The organism is Chitinilyticum piscinae (assembly GCF_015223195.1).
Classification (GTDB): Bacteria; Pseudomonadota; Gammaproteobacteria; order Burkholderiales; family Chitinibacteraceae; genus Chitinilyticum; species Chitinilyticum piscinae.
On record NZ_JADFUA010000002.1, the window covers coordinates 260956 to 278663 of the forward strand.

General features: G+C 64.4%; 14 protein-coding genes. 2 read left to right on the plus strand and 12 right to left on the minus strand.

What is annotated here, in order from left to right; genetic code table 11:
- Window positions 1-77: 77 nt before the first annotated feature.
- Both INR99_RS05095 and recD read right to left on the minus strand, forming a co-directional pair.
- Entirely contained in the window at window positions 78-719 is a 642-nt protein-coding gene (locus tag INR99_RS05095) for a hypothetical protein (protein WP_194115246.1), read from the minus strand.
- Window positions 716-2710 (minus strand): exodeoxyribonuclease V subunit alpha, encoded by a 1995-nt coding sequence (gene recD, locus INR99_RS05100; protein ID WP_194115247.1) that lies wholly within the window; start codon window positions 2708-2710, stop codon window positions 716-718. The genes INR99_RS05095 and recD overlap by 4 nt, the downstream gene beginning before the upstream one ends.
- A 164-nt stretch (window positions 2711-2874) precedes the next feature.
- Here recD and INR99_RS05105 point away from each other — a divergent pair, with 164 nt between their 5' ends.
- The gene (locus tag INR99_RS05105; protein ID WP_194115248.1) at window positions 2875-4080 is read left to right on the plus strand and encodes a hypothetical protein; all 1206 of its coding nucleotides are present in this window, start codon (window positions 2875-2877) and stop codon (window positions 4078-4080) included.
- Between the two features lie 36 nt (window positions 4081-4116).
- Here INR99_RS05105 and INR99_RS05110 read toward each other — a convergent pair whose 3' ends face one another.
- From INR99_RS05110 to INR99_RS05130, 5 genes are all read right to left on the minus strand, one after another.
- A complete protein-coding gene (locus tag INR99_RS05110; RefSeq protein WP_194115249.1) occupies window positions 4117-4758 on the minus strand; it encodes a hypothetical protein in 642 nt (213 codons plus the stop codon).
- Window positions 4752-5126 (minus strand): DUF6714 family protein, encoded by a 375-nt coding sequence (locus INR99_RS05115; RefSeq protein ID WP_194115250.1) that lies wholly within the window; start codon window positions 5124-5126, stop codon window positions 4752-4754. The genes INR99_RS05110 and INR99_RS05115 overlap by 7 nt, the downstream gene beginning before the upstream one ends.
- The gene (locus INR99_RS05120) at window positions 5119-8877 is read right to left on the minus strand and encodes a UvrD-helicase domain-containing protein (RefSeq protein ID WP_228098088.1); all 3759 of its coding nucleotides are present in this window, start codon (window positions 8875-8877) and stop codon (window positions 5119-5121) included. Before INR99_RS05120 ends, INR99_RS05115 begins: the two co-directional genes overlap by 8 nt.
- Window positions 8878-8964: 87 nt before the next feature.
- Window positions 8965-9426, minus strand: coding sequence for a hypothetical protein (locus INR99_RS05125; protein ID WP_194115252.1), 462 nt, complete (start codon window positions 9424-9426; stop codon window positions 8965-8967).
- Window positions 9427-9593: 167 nt separating this feature from the next.
- Complete coding sequence (locus tag INR99_RS05130; RefSeq protein ID WP_194115253.1) at window positions 9594-10535, minus strand: LysR family transcriptional regulator; 942 nt, start codon at window positions 10533-10535, stop codon at window positions 9594-9596.
- Window positions 10536-10633: 98 nt separating this feature from the next.
- Between INR99_RS05130 and INR99_RS05135 the strand changes: the two genes are divergently transcribed.
- Window positions 10634-11566, plus strand: a complete 933-nt coding sequence (locus INR99_RS05135) for a DMT family transporter (protein ID WP_194115254.1) — start codon at window positions 10634-10636, stop codon at window positions 11564-11566.
- Window positions 11567-11595: 29 nt separating this feature from the next.
- Here INR99_RS05135 and INR99_RS05140 read toward each other — a convergent pair whose 3' ends face one another.
- From INR99_RS05140 to INR99_RS05160, 5 genes are all read right to left on the minus strand, one after another.
- Window positions 11596-11913: a hypothetical protein gene (locus INR99_RS05140; RefSeq protein ID WP_194115255.1), complete on the minus strand. Its 318-nt coding sequence runs from the start codon at window positions 11911-11913 to the stop codon at window positions 11596-11598.
- Window positions 11914-11975: 62 nt separating this feature from the next.
- The gene (recC, locus tag INR99_RS05145; protein WP_194115256.1) at window positions 11976-15452 is read right to left on the minus strand and encodes an exodeoxyribonuclease V subunit gamma; all 3477 of its coding nucleotides are present in this window, start codon (window positions 15450-15452) and stop codon (window positions 11976-11978) included.
- Window positions 15453-15589: 137 nt separating this feature from the next.
- Complete coding sequence (locus INR99_RS05150; RefSeq protein ID WP_194115257.1) at window positions 15590-16363, minus strand: alpha/beta fold hydrolase; 774 nt, start codon at window positions 16361-16363, stop codon at window positions 15590-15592.
- A gap of 108 nt (window positions 16364-16471) precedes the next feature.
- Window positions 16472-16966, minus strand: a complete 495-nt coding sequence (locus tag INR99_RS05155) for a DUF3617 domain-containing protein (protein ID WP_194115258.1) — start codon at window positions 16964-16966, stop codon at window positions 16472-16474.
- Between the two features lie 116 nt (window positions 16967-17082).
- Entirely contained in the window at window positions 17083-17571 is a 489-nt protein-coding gene (locus INR99_RS05160) for a DUF3617 domain-containing protein (RefSeq protein ID WP_194115259.1), read from the minus strand.
- Window positions 17572-17708 lie beyond the last annotated feature (137 nt).

The following is a 17708-nucleotide window of genomic DNA, read 5'->3' on the forward strand; positions in this document are numbered from 1 at the left end:
AGTTGGCCGGCTTGTCACTTTGCATCGCGTCAAAGAATATTGCCTTCGCGCGAACTGTTACGCGGGGTTGCGCGGGCTTACCGGGGTTGGCGGGCGCATTCGGGCAGGGGCTGCCACTGGCCTGATTGCAGGCTGACGGAGTGGGTTTGCTCCGGGCTGCTGTGGCAGCGCAGCGTCGCCGCGAGCTTGCCTTGCGGATTCCAGTGCGGGTCGCTGAGTTCGGCCAGGCTGCGGCTGCCGGCGGTGATCAGATTCGGCCCCTGCCACAGCGTGCGATTCTTGCGATTGCGCAGCAGCCAGGCTTCGCCATCCAGCCCGTCGGGCTGGCGGATGGCCAGAAAATGCTGGCGCCCCGGCGCCAATAGCACGGTATGCCCAGCAGCAATACGCCGGCCGCTGGTCGGGTCAAACAGTACGCCACTGAACAGTGATCCGTCCTCAAGTCGAATCAGGTGCAGGCCGCTGGCGGCATCCTGCCCGCAATAAAACCAGTGCCGGCCGGACAATGGCTCATCGTGCGGCGGCTGGTCGGTGAATTGCGCTACGCCCCTGCGCCAGCGTATCTGCAGCGTGTGTGGCGCCACGCGGCTGACTTTGGCAGATGCCTGCTGCAGGGCGCTGCTTTCCGCTTCGGGGCAATTAAGCAAGGGGTTGGCAAGCGCGGGCCAGCTGCACAGTGCCAGCAAGGTAGTGACCAGGAGCGGGAGCGTGCGGGTCATGGCGTTTTCCAGAGTCGGTCAAGTTGCGCGCCCAGCCCGCTGCTACGGCGCGTTGCCCGTGCAATCAGCTGCGGCAGCAGGGCCAGTTGCGGGCCGGCCAGGGTGAAGCGCGATTTGGCGCGGGTGATGCCGGTGTAGATCAGCTCGCGGGTCAGCACCGGGCTGTCGCGATCGGGCAGCAGCAGGATCGCATGGCCGAATTCCGAGCCCTGCGACTTGTGCACCGTCATCGCCCAGGCCGTATCGACATTGGCGAGCCGCGCGGGCGACACCAGCCGCACGCCGGTGTCCGAATCCTCCGGAAAGGCCACGCGCAGCACGACGCCATTGCCCTCCGGCGCAGGCAGCGCCACCGTAATGCCGATGTCGCCATTCATCAGGTTCAAGCCGTAATCATTGGCCAGCACCAGCACCGGCCGTCCGGCATACCACTGGTTGTGTGCCTGCGCGGGCAGCGTCAGCAGGCCCGCGTCCTGCAGCCATGCGGCAATGCGGGTGTTCAGCCCGCTCACGCCCCAGGGCCCCTGGCGCAGCGCGCACAGCACGCGACAGTCGTCAAAACGGAGCAGCAGGGCTTTCAGCCATGCGGCCCACTCGGTAGTCAGTTCACCTGCGGCCCAGCAGGCCGTGGCCGGTGGTTGCGCCAGGGTGAGCAAAAAGGCGCGGTAGCTGCCTTGCGACCCCGTCAGCAGCCCGGCGAGCTCGCCGGCGCCGGGCGCCAGCGCCAGCTGCGCGATGTCTTCGCTGCCCGCTTCCAGTAGTCGCAGTGCCGTTTCAGGATCATTGGCATTCACCGCTGTGGCCAGCTGGCCGATGCCGCTGTCGCTGGCAAAGCGCCGTGATTCGCGCAGCATCACCGTCTGCTGCGCTAGCGGCGAGCCCTGGCCGTGGTAGGGCTGCGGGATGTGCTGGCCGGTGGCTTGGGCCAGCCAGGCGAGCGTTGCTGGCGAATACGCACCGGTGCTGGCCTCGCGGCACAGCTCGGCCAGCACGGCGCCGGCTTCGACCGAGGCCAGCTGATCCTTGTCGCCCAGCAGAATCAGCCGGGTGTTCGGTGCCAGCGCCATGAACAGCGAATGCGCGAGGTCGAGGTCGATCATCGAGGCTTCATCGACCACCACCACGTCTGCCGGAAGCGGGTTTTGCGCGTGGTGCCGAAAGCGCCGTGTGCCGGCTTGCGCACCCAGCAGGCGGTGCAGGGTGGATACCCTGTCGGGGATGTGCCTCTTGACCAGATCACTGGTGGGTAACTGGGCAATACCCTTGCGAATTGATTCGGAGAGCCGCGCAGCAGCCTTGCCGGTCGGCGCCGCCAGCCGGATCTGCAGCGCGCGGCCATCGTCAGCGTACAGGGCGTTCTCCTGCAACAGGGCCAACAGCCGCAGCACCGTCGTCGTCTTGCCGGTACCCGGCCCGCCGGTGATCACCTGCAGCGGCGCGCGCGTGGCCAGCGCCACCGCAAGGCGCTGCCAGTCCGGGTCCTGGGTGTTGCCGGCGAACAGGGTGGCCAGCTGCGCGGGCAGTGTCGCGGGGATGTCGGCAGTACCCGCCGCCAGCCGGCCAGCCACGGCCTGTGCCAAGGCTTGCTCCATGCGCCAGTTGCGCAGCAAATAGAGGCGCAAGCCATCGAGCACCAGTGGCGTGGTGGCGTTGCCGTCGCCGACGCATAGTGTTTCCGCCGCCAGCGCGGCGGCTAAACTGGCCGGTGTCTGGCCGGCGAACCAGGGCGCTAGCTGCGCGGAAGGTGGCTGCGGCGCCTTCTCGGGCGAATCGCTCGCGTCATCCGCGCCGGTGAACAGGCTGTCGGGGTCGCTGAACAGGCGCTCGAGTTCCAGACAGACATGCCCGCTGGCGAGCGCGCGGCTGGTCAGTGCGGCGAGCAGCTGCACCCGTGGCCCGGCATTGGCCTCGCTGGCGAGCAGCTGCGCCAGCGCGCGATCGAGCGGGGCGAGAAAGGTGAGGGCAGCCAGCGATTCGGGCAGTCGATCCATGAGGGCGCTAAACAGTCAGTGATGCGTCAGATGGTAATGCCGCCACCGCGAATTACCAAATCGGCATTCCTGCCAGACGGCAGCAATGCTGCAGTGCGAAAGAACTATGCTCAAAGCAGCAATGAATGCCGACCCTCGCCGTACTGACCTGCAGGATGCCCAGCATGAGCTCAGACAACACGCTTGCTTCCCTCACGCCGCAGGAGGCGGATTTTTCACTTGTCCTCGGTGGTCCCCTCTATCAGTTGCTGCTGCGGGCGCATCTGTCCGGCGATACCCTGCAATTGCTGAGTCGGCGCATCCTGGTGCTGACCGGCGTGGCCTGGCTGCCGCTGCTGCTGCTGACCGTGCAGGCCGGTACGGCCTGGGGCGGCCAGGTGGCGCTGCCGTTTCTGTACAGCATCGATATCCATGTCCGCCTGCTGATTGCCTTGCCCCTGCTGGTGGTGGCCGAGCTGATCGTGCATCAGCGCATGCTGCCGGTGATCGGGCAGTTCGTGCTGCGCGGTCTGGTCAGCGAGGCAGACCGGGAACGCTTTGACGATGCCATCGCCTCGGCGCTGCGCTGGCGCAATTCCCTGACGGCCGAAGTGATCCTGCTGGCCTTGGTGTATGTGGTCGGTGTCGGCGTGATCTGGCGTACCCAGACGGCACTCGAGGTCAGCAGCTGGTATGCCGGCATGGCAGAGGGGCATTTTGTCCCGACGCTGGCCGGCTGGTGGCTGGGTTGCGTCAGCCTGCCGCTATTCCAGTTTTTGCTGCTGCGCTGGTATTACCGCATTTTCATCTGGATCCGTTTTCTGTGGCAGGTGTCCCGCATCCGCCTGCAACTTTGTCCTTTACACCCTGATCGCTGTGGCGGGATGGGGTTTCTCGGCTCGATCAGCTATGCCTTTACCCCCTTGCTGGCGGCTCAGGGCGTGGTGATGGCCGGGATGATTGCCGACCGCATCTTCCACACCGGAGCCAAGCTGCTGGAATTCCGGCTCGAGCTGACCGTACTGGTGGCTTTCGCCGTGGCCGTGGTGCTGTTGCCGATGCTGCTGTTCAGCATGCAGCTCAGCCAGGCACGGCGCCAGGGTAGCCGTGAAGTCGGCATGCTGGCCTTGCGTTATGCGCGGGACTTCGACCAGAAATGGCTGCGCGGCGGCGCACCGGCCGATGAACCCTTGCTGGGCTCGGGGGATATCCAGTCCCTGGCCGATCTGGGCAACAGTTTCACTGTCATCACCGAAATGAAACTGGTGCCTTTTTCGAAGCGCACGGTACTGCAGCTGGTCGGCGCAACCTTGCTGCCGGTTGCGCCACTGACGCTGACGATGATCTCGCTGGACGAGTTGCTCAGCCAGCTGTTCAAGATCTTGCTCTAGCAATATCTGAGGAATAGCTACTCTGGCCATCTTGAATTAGCGCCAGTAATCGCAGCTCAATGTTTTGGGCGCGCTGGTAGGGCTGGTGCAGCGTGTCCCTCCCCATACATCAACAAACGCTAGGTTGGGCGGGGCTGCATCATCCATTCTGAGGTAGAACGAACTCGTGCTAATGGTGCAGATACCCTGCTCTTCGCTGGTATCCATCGATGTTGTCCGTTCCGGCTGCAGTTGCTGGAATGCCCCGGCTGCATGCAGGCAGGCGATTGATAACTCGGCTTCTGCCAGAATTGGATCACCATAGGGCTGGTTACTGGCGCTGGCCCTCTCGCAGGTCAAATCAGCAGGAGACATTGTGCGGCTCGAGCAGCGCAGTTCATGTGCATGCAGTTTAGCCGCGGTCTTTGTGATTGCCGGAATGGCCACGTAACAGCGCTGACCGGCTTCAGTAATCCTGATCGTGCTAGTGTCAGTACGCGGATACTGCGCAATAGCGGTTAACGCCGCTTGCAGGCAGGAAGGTGAAAGCTGGTTCTTTCCCGAATGTTCAGCATGTGGAACTGGCGTGGCCGCTTGAGCGCTTCCCATCGAGGTGAGCACAGCAGGTGCGATGAGTACCAGGGCAAACAGCTGCAATTTGATAGTGGCTGAAGCACGGGTTGGTGACCGTTCTACCATATTGAATTTCCTTTCGAAAAGTTGACAAGTACGGATTGTTGTTCAGCGCTTAGTCGATCCCACCATGCTGCGAAAGAGGGCCGGTGCCGGTCACCTTTGGGTGGGGCCAGATACTGGCACAGATTGCCCGCCAGATTGCTGTCGGGATACTCAAGCGCAGCCAGTAATAGCGCCGGCAGGTAATAGGCAAATGCCGCAGGGCTCAGAAATACCAGCGAGGTGTTGCGCAGTTCGGCAGCTTCCAGTTCATCCCAGTTGCGGCGGGCAAAGAGCGCACCAGTGCCTTCGTCGTCATAGGTGTCGGTTATCAGTGCTTGGTTGGCCGGAAAGGGCTGCACGGGAAAGGCCGCGAGGATGGCGTCACGCATGACTCACCTCGCTCGCAAACAGCCCGTCCAGCTCTTCGATCAGCGCGCGCGGCGGTTTGTCGGCGTGCACGCCGTGGCCGGCGCTCGCATCGTCGGGGTTCAGCCCGCGCAGAAACAGGTAGATCGCACCGCCGATGTGCGTGTCGTAGTCGTAATCGGCAATGCGCACCTGCAGCAGCCGATGCAGCGCCAGCAGGTACAGCGTGTACTGCAGCTCGTAGCGATGTTCGGCAATCGCGTGCTGCAGCGCCGCGGGGGCGTAGTCGGCGAGGCTGTCGCCGAGGTGGTTCGATTTGTAGTCGAGCACGTAATAGCGCCCGGCGTGGCACAGCACCAGATCCATGAAGCCCTTGAGCATGCCCTTGAGTAGCCCCGGCTCCAGCGCGGGCCGCTGGATACCAGCTAGTGTATGGGTTGTTACGCTTTTATCCAGTTTGGCTGTGGGGCAATACCCTGCTGGTAGCCAGAATTCCATTTCCGGGCGCAGTTCGCGGCACTCGGCCAGTCGCAGAGGCGGCGCGTCGGGCAGGGCGATGGGGTGCGTGATGAAGCCCAGCAGCCAGTCGCCCAGTTTTTCTCCCCAATCCGCCATCGCGCGGCGCTGGCAGAATTGCTGCACCTGCAGCCGCGTGCGGTCGCTGTTGTCGGCCAGCTCGGCAAAGCCCTCGTTGGCGGCCCATTCCAGCAGCTCGTGCAGGAAGGTGCCAGGTGCCGCGCCACGCGGAAATTCGCGCAGCAGCGAGGGAATCTGGGTGCTGGCCGCGGCTGGCGACTCGGTCAGCAGCTCATCGATCACCGCGTGCCGGGGGATGTCGGTCGGGTTGAACACCTGCGGCATCTGCGTGCGTTCGCTGGTCAGTGCGCTGTAGCTGGCGATCCACCAGTCGCGTTCGATGCGGCCACTGAAACGGCGCACGCTGCCGGGGCTGGCGCTGGTGTTGCCGGCCGCCAGTGGCGCCGCGGGGGCGGGCAGCGGCACGCAGTGCCAGTCGGGGCTGCCCAGCGCGGCAATCGCCTCGCGCACCGCCGTTTCACTGTCGAGCTTGCCGCCCAGCAGGTAGCCGATGGCACTGCTGGGCAGTCCGGCGGCTTTTCTATGCAGGTACGGCGTCAGCCCCAACCAGCAGGCTTCGCGTGCGCGGGTCAGTGCCACATACAGAATGCGCAGCGCTTCCTGTTCTTCGGCGGCCTTGCGCTGTGCCTTGGCAAAGTCGCTGGGCTGAATGTCGACGATGGTCTGGCCGTCGTGGTGGTAGCGCGCCGCGCCCTTGCCGCCCTCGCTGAAGCCGCCCATGCAGGGCAGGAAGACCAGCGGATACTCCAGCCCTTTGGATTTGTGGATGGTGATCACCTGCACCAGCTCGGCATCGCTTTCCAGGCGCAGGATGTGGGCATCGTTGCCCGCGCCTTGCTCGTCGGCGTCGGCGCAGTGTTCCTGCAGCCAGCGCAGCAGCGCGTGTTCGCCGTCCAGCGTTTCGGCGGCGGTCTGCAGCAATTCCGCCAGATGCAGCACGTTGGTCAGCATGCGCTCGCCACCGGACAGCGGCAGCAGCCGCGCCGGCAGCGCGAAATCGGCGATGAGCCGGGTCAGCATCGGCAGCACGCCCTGCGCCTGCCACAGCTGGTGATACAGCCGGAAACGCTCCAGGTCTTCTTCCCACGCCAGCTCGTCGCTCTGGATGCGCACGATCTCGGCATCGCCACGCCTCAGCAGCGGCGTGGCAAGCGCCGCGCGCACCAGGCGCTCATCCTGCGGCGTGCAGGCGGCCTGCAGCCAGATCTGCAATTGCCAGGCTTCGTCGCTGGCAAAGACCGAATCGCGGTCAGACAGAAACACCGAGCCGATGCGCAACGCCGCGAGTTTTTCGCGCACCACCTGCGCCTCCTTGCGGCTGCGCACCAGCACGGCGATGTCGCCGGCGGCCAGCGCCCGGCCCTTGAGGGTCATTCGCCCTTCCGCCGCCAGCGTCAGCAGCCGCGCAATCTCGTTGGCACAGGCCGCGCTCATGGCTTGCCGGTAGTCGTCCTGATTGTCCAGCACCGCGTCGCCGACCCAGCACTGCATGGCGGGCAGCGGCGCACCGTCGAGCAGCAATTCACCCGCGCGGCCGGTATGGCCCACCGGGCTGAAGGGCAGGGCGTTGGCGTCGTCCTTGCCGCAGGCAAAGGCGCCGGCATCCTGTTGCTCTCCAAATGCAAACAGCGCATTCACCGCAGCGATCATCGCTGCGCTTGAGCGGTAATTGGTGCCCAGCATCCACGGCGCGCCGCCGGCCTCGCGCCGGGCGCGCAGGTAGGTGTGGATGTCGCCGCCGCGAAAGGCGTAAATCGCCTGTTTCGGATCGCCAATCATCACAAACGTCGAACCTGCTGTGCAGCCGAATGGCTGCGTTGTGTCCTCGCTCATGCCGGAATGACCCAATTGGTCGATTCCGGCATTCGCTGCGGGCACGCCTTGCCCTTCGCCTGCTCGCGACGGTTCGGCTGTGTTGATACCGTACACCCGCCGGAAAATCGCGTACTGGATCGGGTCGGTATCCTGGAATTCGTCGATGAAGGCCACGGGGAATTGCTGGCGGATCAGTTGCGCCAGCTCATCGCCGCCATCGGCATGCAGCGCGTCGTAAAGTTTCAGCAGCAGGTCGTCAAAGCCCAGCCGGGCGCGCTGTGCCTTGGCGCGTGCGATGTGCGTGCGCACCCAGTCGGCGGCGTGCGCGTACAGCTGCGGCAGCGGGATGGCGGGCTTGGCTTGCAGGTGCGCGGCCAGCGCATCCAGCACGGCAAAGGCCTTGTGTTCGGGCGCCGCCTTGTCCTTGTTCAGCTTGAAGCCGCTGGCGCTGTACTTCTGCACCAGTTTGTCCGGCAGCGCCAGCGTGCCGGCTGCCCACTGTGCCAGTGCCGCCAGATCGGCATCCAGATTCGCCAGCTTGTACGAGGCGCCATTCAGTCGCTTGCCTTCGATGGCGCTGGTCAGTGCATGAACGATGCCCGCTGCGTCGTCCTGCCAGTGCTGCAGCCAGGCGGCGCGCGCGGTGCCTTCCAGTGCCGGCAGGTGGCCTTGCCAGTCCTGCAGCGCGGCCAGCGGCGGGGCGTCGGGCGCCAGTGTGCTACCGTCGGCCTGCCACACCGTCTGCGGGGGCGTGCGCAGCAGATCACCCAGTTTCTTCAGGAAATCATCCGGTGTGCCGATTTTTTCGCCGAGCAGCGTCAGCAGCAGGCCCGCAGGCAGGGGGTAGAAAAACTGCCGCCAGAAGTCGCGCACCGCCGTCGCCTGCAGCTCGCTCTCGTCCTGATCCAGCTCCAGTTCCAGCAAGCTGTTGGCGGCAAAGGCATGCTCGCGCAACATGCGGTAGCACCAGCTGTGAATCGTCGATACCGCCGCCTCGTCCATCCAGTCGGCCGCCAGCTCAAGCCGTGATACGCAATCAGGGTATTGCTCTGCAGGGAATGTATTTAAAAGGCTGCAGAGGAATACATCACGTTCATCGGCGTGGCCAGTACGGAATGCCGCCGCTGCATCGCGCAGCCGCGCGCGAATGCGCTCGGCCAGCTCCTTGGTCGCCGCGTCGGTAAATGTCACCACCAGCACCTCGGGCGGCAACCGCGCCTCACCGCCGTGGCCCAGCACCAGGCGCACATACAGCGCGGCAATCGTGTACGTCTTCCCCGTCCCGGCGCTGGCCTCGATCAGGTTCATGCCGGAAAGCGGGAAGGAAAGCAGATCAAGCGGGCGAGGGGTCATGGGATACATGGTCAGGTATTCGGGAGTGCCAATTGCGTGAGGTTATACGCCCCACAATGCTGTGCTTGGAAATGCTGAATTATTTTCAAGTTTTGATTATTTGCTATGCCGTTTTGAGGTCTTGATTTCCGTGCTGATATACCAGCCAGCATGGATTTTTGATTTTTGCAGTGTATTTTCTTTGATTTTGCTCGACTCTTCGAGTGTTCTGATTGTTTGGCTGAAGTTGCCGCATACTTCTTGATGTGTCTCGGTGTCTGCCAATAGTAGTGCTGTTGTTTCTTCCAAGTTTTTTGGTAGTATTTTGTTTAAAACGTCTTCCATTTTTGTTGGTTTGTCATTGACTGTTATGGAAAACTGCACGTTGTTTTTTTGCCAGGATTTTACTGCGCTAGTTACATTGCTCTGGCTGTTTTTGTCATGCGTTTGGCAAAATTTTACCCCTTGATATATTGATGCGTGTAGCGCAAAAAGTGATGCTAGCTCATCTTCGCTGAAGTCTTTTGTGTCGGTGAAAGTGGTGCTAATGACTATTGCGGCGATTAATGTTATTGGCATCTATGTTCTCATGATTGAATTGAGTTTGTGTAATTGCAACTGCATCCTTTGTAATTGATGCTCTTGAAAATCGAGAGGTGTGCAGATATCTGGTTGCTACATTACCACAACCGTCAGCCCGATGAATCTCCGCCGCTGTTTCACGCGTCTTTTCTCTCGAATCTGCATCACACCACCCCGACCATTCCCTTCGCCGTTCCCAGCCGGTCGGCAAGCGCCAGCAGGAAATCCACCACGGCGCGCACGCGCGGGGCGCGGTAGCGGTCGGCGCTGTAGACCAGCCAGCTGCTGCCCTGATAGCGCCCCAGCAGCTGCCAGCCGGGCAGCACCGGCTGCAGCGTGCCACGGGCGAGCTGCTGGCGGGCAGTGAAGTCGGGCAGGCAGGCGATGCCGTAACCCAGTTCGGCGGCTTCGCGGCGCATTTCGCTGTGGTTGCTGGCGTAGCGGCCGCGCACCTGCACGACATGGCGCTCGGCGCCGCGCACCAGACACCATTCGTCGTCGCCCGGCAGCTCGGCCAGATGCAGGCAGCTGTGGCGGGCCAGCTCGGCCGGCTGCTGCGGCGTGCCGTGCTGCTGCAGGTAGGCGGGGCTGGCGTAGAGCAGGGTGCGCACTTCCATGAAGGGGCGCGCCACATAGCCGGCCGGCGGATCACCCAGCCGCAGCGCGATGTCGACGCCGTCGGCGATCAGATCGGCCGGGGTGTCGCTGACCTGCAGCTCCAGCGCCAGCTGCGGGTAGGCATCCAGCAGCGCCGGCAGGTGCGGGTGGATGATCTGGCGCAGCGCTGCCTTCGGCGCCGCCAGCCGCACCCGGCCTTCCACGCTGCTGGCGTGGCTGGCCGCGCCATCGCAGGCGGCCTGCGCCGCGTCGAGCATGCTGCGCGCATGGCGCAGCACTTCCTGTCCGCCGGCAGTCAGGCGCAGCTTGCGCGTGCTGCGCTCCAGCACCGTGAGCCCCAGCGCCGCTTCCAGCCGGGCAATCTGGCGGCTGACTGCCGAAGGGGTCGTACCCTGGGCGCGGGCGGCGGCGCTGAATGAGCCGGCCTCGGCAACGGCAACCAGCGCGGCCAGATCGGGCAGCAGGGGAATGAGCTGATTTGTTCTCACTACGCACAAATCCTTTGCATTATGGGTGGATTATCAATGCTGGCGACCAGTTTCATACTCTGCCGTCATGAATGCAATGCCCCCGGAGCTTCTGTACCATGCGCAACTTGCCGGCCTTCTCCGCCCTGATTTCCCTGTTTGCCCGCCTGTCACCGGCGCGCTGGCCGGCGGCGGCGCTGCTGCTGCTGACGGCCGCAATCTGGGGCAGCAGCTACAGCGTGGTGAAAACGGCGCTGGGCTGGTATCCGGTGGCCGGCGTGATCGCGATCCGCTTTCTGCTGTGCGCGCTGTTGCTCGCGCCATACTGGCTGCGCCTGCCTGCCGCACAGCGGCGCCAGACGCTGGCCGTGGCGCTGCCGACCAGCATGGGGCTGCTGGCGATTTTCTTTGCCGAAACGGCCGGGGTGGCGGCCACCAGTGCCGGCAACGCGGCCTTTCTGGTCAGCCTGTGCCTGCTGCTGACGCCGCCGGTGGAATGGGCATGGTTTGGCCGGCGCCCGTCGGCCCGATTGTGGCTGGCGGCAATCGTGTCGCTGGCCGGCACCTGGCTGTTGACCGGGCTGGCGGCAGGCCGATTTAACGGGGGCGATGCGCTGATGCTGCTGGCCGCGCTGATCCGCGCCTTCCAGAGCTGCCTGACTACCTGGCTGCTGCGGGGCAAGGCGGTGGACAGCCTGGGCCTGACCGCCGCGCAGGGCTTGCTGGTCGGCGGTGGTGCGCTGCTGGTGGCTGCCTTGGGCAAGGGCTTGCCGCCGCTGCCGGGGGCTGCGGGCTTCTGGCTGGCGCTGGTTTATCTGACGCTGTTTTGCACGCTGTTTGCCTTCTGGGCGATGAACCGGGCGCTGGCGCACTGCAGCCCGACGCGGGTGACGCTGCTGCTGGGCAGCGAGCCGCTGTGGGGCGCGCTGTTTGCCGTGGGCTGGCTGGGTGAATCGCTGGGTGCTGCCGGCTGGCTCGGCGGCCTGCTGATCGCCGGTGCGGCGGTGTGGGTGTCGCTGCCGGGCAAGCGGGTGACGGCGGGGGCGGTGTGAACTGGGTACCTATGCAAGTAATGGCATCTTCATCGCTGCTTTGCCGCGGTTAAAGCCATCCCCTGCAGTGATTCCCCACAGTTTGAAACCAGCTCCAAAGTATTGATCGTACCATCCCTGATATGCAAAAAACCTGATGCACTGCAGCTCAGATTTTCGGAGTAAAACTGTACCCCGTGTATCGAAAAATTCAGTCCAGCTTGTTTTGGTATCTCTATCTCAAAATCGACAAATACCCCTGTATCTGTAAATTCGATGCTTTTGATGCTGGCGAGGCGAGCCTGCGTTTGGACGTCAATGTCCTTACTGCAAAAACTGCTTATAAGTTCAATCCAGTTCTGTGTCATGTCTAGCTCTGGCGCTGTTTTCGGCTCGGAATTGCCTGGTAATGCCCAACAGGCATAAGCGATCATTCATTGCTGTCGACGTTCTCGTTGTCGCCATACACGGCGCTGGCCAGCGGTGCGTACAGCGCTTCGCGCCAGGTTTCATTGCCGTCGGTGGCTTGCAGCGCGGCGTAGTCGGCGAAGCGTTGGCCAAAGTAGAGGTCATAGTCGCGCAGGCCCTTGCGTTCATGACCGCCTTCCAGCTTTTCCTGCACGGCCTTATGGGCAGTGTCTTTGTTTTTGCCGAGGGCGAAATACCATTCGCTGGCGAGTTCCAGATGCGCGGGCAAGGTGTCGTTCATTCCGGCTAGCCAGGCTGCGCGGAGGGTGTCGAGCCGTTCACTGGCTTCGGCGGCGTCGAGCGGGGCCAGCGTGAGGACATGGTCGTAGGCAATCAGCAGCGTGTGATGCTCATCCTGCGTGTTGAGGGCCAGATGCCTGATCCACGCGTCTGCCAGCCGGTGCAGTTTGATTTGGCCTTTTTCCTTTTGCACTCCGCCATTGAGCAGCACCAGCCGGGCACGCTGGCCGGCTTCGTCCTGATACAGCTCGCCGATCAGGTCGCTGATTGCCGGCTGGCCGTCCCACGCGGCCAGGGCGAATGGCTGGGCTGGAAGCTCGATCTGCCAGGTATCGCGCGCAATACGCCAGTTTCTTTGAGCTAGCCGTGCATACCCCTCAAGCCTGTTCATTGCGGCATCGGCGAAGCCGGCAACTGGCAGGCTGCCTGCACGGCGCAGGGCGTCGATTTTCGCCTGGATGGCGTCGTTGCCGGCGCTGCCATCCACGGCAAGCGCGGCGGCGACCAGTTCGCTTTCGAACAGGGTTTCCTGCAGCCGGTCGACGGTGAAGGGTTCGTCATCGTCGGCCAGTGCCTCGCCCTGCTGCCAGTTCACACGCAGGCGGTCGCGGTAGTAGCTGCCGACCGGGTCCTTGTAAAAGCGCGCAAGCTCGGTGAGCGTGAGCGGGGTGTCGCGCTGCAGTATCGGCATGCGGTCTGTTTCCGCAGTGCTGGTGCTGGCATGCCAGTGCGCGGCGTAGGTATACAAGCGCGGATTGCCCGCCAGATAGGCGGCACTGAAGGGTTGCAGCGGGTGGCTGGTGGTCAGCCATTCGGCAAGGGGATGATCCGGCGCGGCGGCGGGGCAGGCGCTGCGGTCGAGGTAATCGCGCAGCTGCTCGATCAACACCGAGGCCGGGCGTTCGCTGTTGTCGCGGGCGCTGTGGCCCACCCAGGATATGTGCAGTGCATCGCGCGCCGAAAGCAGCGCTTCCAGCAGCAGGTAGCGGTCGTCGTCGCGGCGCGCGCGGTCGCCCGGGCGGGTGATGCGGCTGCCGTCGCTGCGCTTGTGGCTGGCCATCAGGTCGAAATCGGTGGTCTGCTGGCGGCGCGGGTAGGCGCCGTCGTGCAGCCCCAGCAGGCACACCACGCGGTAGGGAATCGCGCGCATCGGCATCAGCGTGGCGAAGGTGACGCTGGCCGCCGGATAGCGCTGGCTGCGGCTGTGCGCATCGACGTCATTGAGCCAGCTTTCGCGCACGATGGCTAAAGTGAGCGTGCCGTTGAAACCCGCTCCCTCGCAGGCTTCCTGCCAGCGGGCCAGCGCGCGCTGCAGGTCGTTCAGCAGCGCCAGATCGTCTTCGTCGCTGGCGCTGAAGAAGGCATCGAGCAACGCGCTGAGGCGCTGCTGCCAGATCGCCGGGGTGGCCGGGGTCTGCAGCGCCTGCCAGCTGGTTTCCAGTGTGCTGATCAGCATGGCGAGCTTGCCCGCGCTGGCGGCCGCCATGCCGGCGACTTCGAAGTAAGGCTCGATGTCGCACCACGTGCCGGCGTCGCCCACTGCGTAGCCCAGCAGCATGCGTTTCAGCCCGGCCACCCAGGTGTTCTGGGCGACGGGCGGCACGCCAAAGGCCTGCCGGTGTTCCGGCGACAGGCCCCAGCGCACCTGCGCGCCGCGTACCCAGTCGTGCAGCTGCGGCAGTTCGTCCTCGGTCAGCTCGAAACGCTGGCGCAGCGCCGGCACATCCAGCAGATCGAAGACCGTGCTGGCAGTCAGGCGTTCGGTATCCAGCGCCAGCAGCGTATCGAGCGCGACCAGCAGCGGATGCCGGCGGCGCACGCCCTGATCGGTAATGACATGGGGTATGTGCGTGGACGCCTTGCTGTCCCTGCCGAATACGGCGGAGATATGGGGGGTATATTCGGCGATGTCCGGCACCATCACGATGATGTCGCGCGGGGTGAGGGTCTTGTCCGCCTCGAACATCGCCAGCAGCTGATCGTGCAGGATTTCCACCTCGCGCTGCGGGCTGTGTGCACGGTGAAACGCCAGCGAACGGTCGTTTGCGACGACTTTGTAGCGCTGGGCCGGATCGGCGGGGGGCGGCTCCAGATCGAGCATGCTGCGCTGGATATGGGCGAGCAGCGTGTCGGCCGGCGGCGGCGTGAAGCATTCGACTTTCAGGCTGGCCGGCTGGCCGGATTCCGCCTGTGCGCCCAGCCACTGGCCGGTTTGGTCACGCTCGTCCAGCAGGCGAATGTAATCGCGCCCCTGCCGGCCCCATTGCGCGAGCAGCGGGTGGCTGTTGAGGTGTAGTGCGGCGGCATCGAGCTTGATTTCCCGGCCGATGCCGGCCTTCTTGCCTTTCACGCGCTGGTGCGTGCGGCGCAGCAGCCATTTGCTCTCGACCACATCCCCCCAGTAGAACTGGCTGGGGTTGAGCACGGCGATGATGACCTGAGTATGCTTCGCCAGCGCGGCGAGCGCATCCAGCCACTGCTGCGGCAGCGCGGAGATGCCGAATACCACTACGCGTGGCGGCAGGGCGGCCAGGATTGAGCCGGGCAGTGTGTCCTGCCGCAGCGCGGCCAGATAGCGCTCGTGAATGTCGGCGCGGCTCAAGCCGGCCTCGCGGCCCAGATCGGCACGAATGGCTCGCCACAGTGCCGGCTGCCAGCGCTGCTCGTCCGGCACCGGGTCGGTGAAATCGTCGAGCACATCCTGTCCGCTGGCCCAGTGGCTCAGCCAGTCGGCGCGGTAGACCTGGTACTGGTCGAACAGATCGGCGAGCTTTTGCGCCAGCTGGAAGGGTTTGCGCCCGTCGGCGTCATCCTGCAGAAAGCGCGCCAGCGGCGCGTAGACGGCCTGCTGCGCCGGATCGGCCAACAGCGCGGGCAACAGCCGCAGCAGCCGCCACTGCAGCTGGTCCTTGTCGAAGGGGCTCTCGCGCGGCACGGCCTGTTTGCCCAGTACCGTGCGGTACATGCGCCACAGAAAGCGCGAGGGCAGCTCGGTGTCGAGACCGGCGGCGACCTGCATCGCCGGATGGCTGGCGATGGCGATTTTCAGCCACTGCGCGATGCCGGTGCTCTGGATCAGCAAGGTTTCGGTGGCCAGCGGCGCCAGCGGGTGTGTGGCCAGCCAATCCAGCGTCAGATCGCGCAGGTCTTCGAGGCGGTTGCCGTGCAGGACAATCAGGCCACAGGCAGGTGAACTCATCGGATGCAAATTCAGGGGCAAAACGCCATGCTAGCCGGATGCCGGTGTTTTTGTAAGCCCGACTACAGCTTGCGTGGTGTTGGTCCGGATTTTGCAGGGTATATGGCTATGAAATTGATCATTTATGGACTTTCTGCCTATACCCTGTGGCGTAAGTGTCCGGCGAGAAAGCCGAGCACGGCATGCCCGGTCTGGACCGGGTTTTCGCTGGCGGGAAAGCTGCCGCAGCCGGGGATTTCCGCCAGCGTCGCGGCTGGCAGCAGGCTGGCCAGAAACTGCCCGGCATGGCGGATTTCCGGCATTTCGTGCTGGCCGTGGTAGATCAGCACCGGCTGGTGCAGCAGTTGCAGACGCTGGCCGGGCGGGGTAATGCGTGCCGGCGGCAGCGGTGACAGCCACGGGGTGCCGGCAAATTCCTGCAGCAGTGTGTGCAGGCGCTGGCTGTGACGCTCGTCGGGCTGGCTGCGCGGGTGCGCAAACCAGTCCGCGTGTTCCCACATGTCATCCAGCGCCGCGCGGATGCCGTGGCTGTGCGCCAGCTGGCGGGCGCGGATGTTCAGCTCGCGCACGCGGGGCATGGCGCTGCCCGGCAGAAAGCCGCTTTCGAGCACTAATGCACTGAAATAGCGGGGATCACGGCACGCCAGCAGCAGCCCGGCGGCGGCCCCGGCATGGCTGCCCCAGAAAATCGCGGAACGGATCTGGCGCCGGTCCAGTTCGGCGGCCAGATCGTCGGTGTAGGCTGCCAGACCGTAGGGGCCGGGTTCGCGGCTGCGCTGGCCATGGCCGCGCAGCTCCAGCGGCAGTAGCTGGTAGTCACTGGCAAAGGCGGACAGATGCGGCTGGAAATAGCCGGCGTTCAGGCCAAAGCCGTGCAGCAGAATCAGCCAGGGGCGGGAATCGCTGGTCATGGGCGCTCCTTGCGGCAAGGTCAGCGGCACGCTGTTGCGTGCCTGCTGCTTACTATAATCCGCAGCGCCCGATTGTCAGCCCTTGTCGCTGCCGCCGGCTGACCGGTGTCAGCAGTCGCCGCTGCGGCGGGCTTTGCCCTGGATGCGGGTGGGTTCGCCGTTGCCGCTGAGCTCGTGCACAAAGGTATAGCTGTCGCGCGCAGCGCTGAATTCGTAGCGGCTGTTGAGCTGCAAGCCGGCCGGTTGCGTGCACTGGTAGCTCACGCTCAGCACATTGCCCTTGCTGCTGATTTTGGGGGCTGCGCATTCGGCGCTGGAGGGCAGCTCCTTCTCGCCGGGATTCCAGCCGGCCAGATTGCTCTTGTTCAGGCAGCGCTGCGCGGTCATGGTGCCGGCGTTGAGGTCGTAGCTGAGCTGATGCTGGGACAGGGCATTCAGCGTTTCGGCATCCAGGCTCTTGAGGATGGCGAGCTGCTCGGCGCCCAGTTGCGTGGTGATGGCCCAGTCGCCGGCCTGCGGGACCAGCGTGGAGTCTTGGGCGGCGCAGGCCAGTGCGGGCAGGGTGGCGAACAGGGCGGAAAGGAGGCAGGTGGCAAGACGCATGGCAAATCCCTTGAGCGGGTAAACAGGCAGAAAACTGGCGCGTACTTTAGCAGGATGCACGGTGAAATGCGCGCCCTCGCCGCAGTGTACTGCGGCGATGCTGCCGGGTTTTTTGCTCAGCAATCGCCGCTGCGCCGCGCTTTGCCTTTCATGGTCATGCTGCGCCCTTCGCTTTGCATCTGTTGCTCGAAGGTGTAGGCATCGCGGGCGGGGCTGAACTGGTAGACCGCGTGCATGCTCATGGCACGCGGCTTGCTGCAGCGCATGTCCATGGTCAGCGTGTTGCCGCTGGTGCTGTAGGCGGGCGGATCGCAGCGCGTCTGCGCCGCATGCTCCTTGCCCATGCGGTTCCAGTCATGGATGGTCTGCTGGTTCAGGCACAGGGTCATCGTCATTGTGCCGGCCTTGGGGTCGATGCTCATGCCGCGTTGCTGCATGGCCTTGCGGGCTTGCTCGTCCATCTGCTGCATCGCGGCTTTCTGGTCGGGCGGCATGTCGGTCGTGACCTGCCACTGACCCAGTGCCGGCATGATGGGGGGAAGCTCGGCGGCGGTGGCGAGGGAGGCAAGCAGGGGGAGCGCGAGCGCAGGCAGCAGGCGGTTCATGGTGGCGATCCTGGATATTGGTGGGGATTGTGGTATAGCCCAGCCCCCGAGCCAGCGAGCGGCGGGGGCGGGAAATCCGGGATGGATGGCAGCGCAGCCGGTGTTCTGCGGCATAATGCAGGCATTGTGCCCAACCG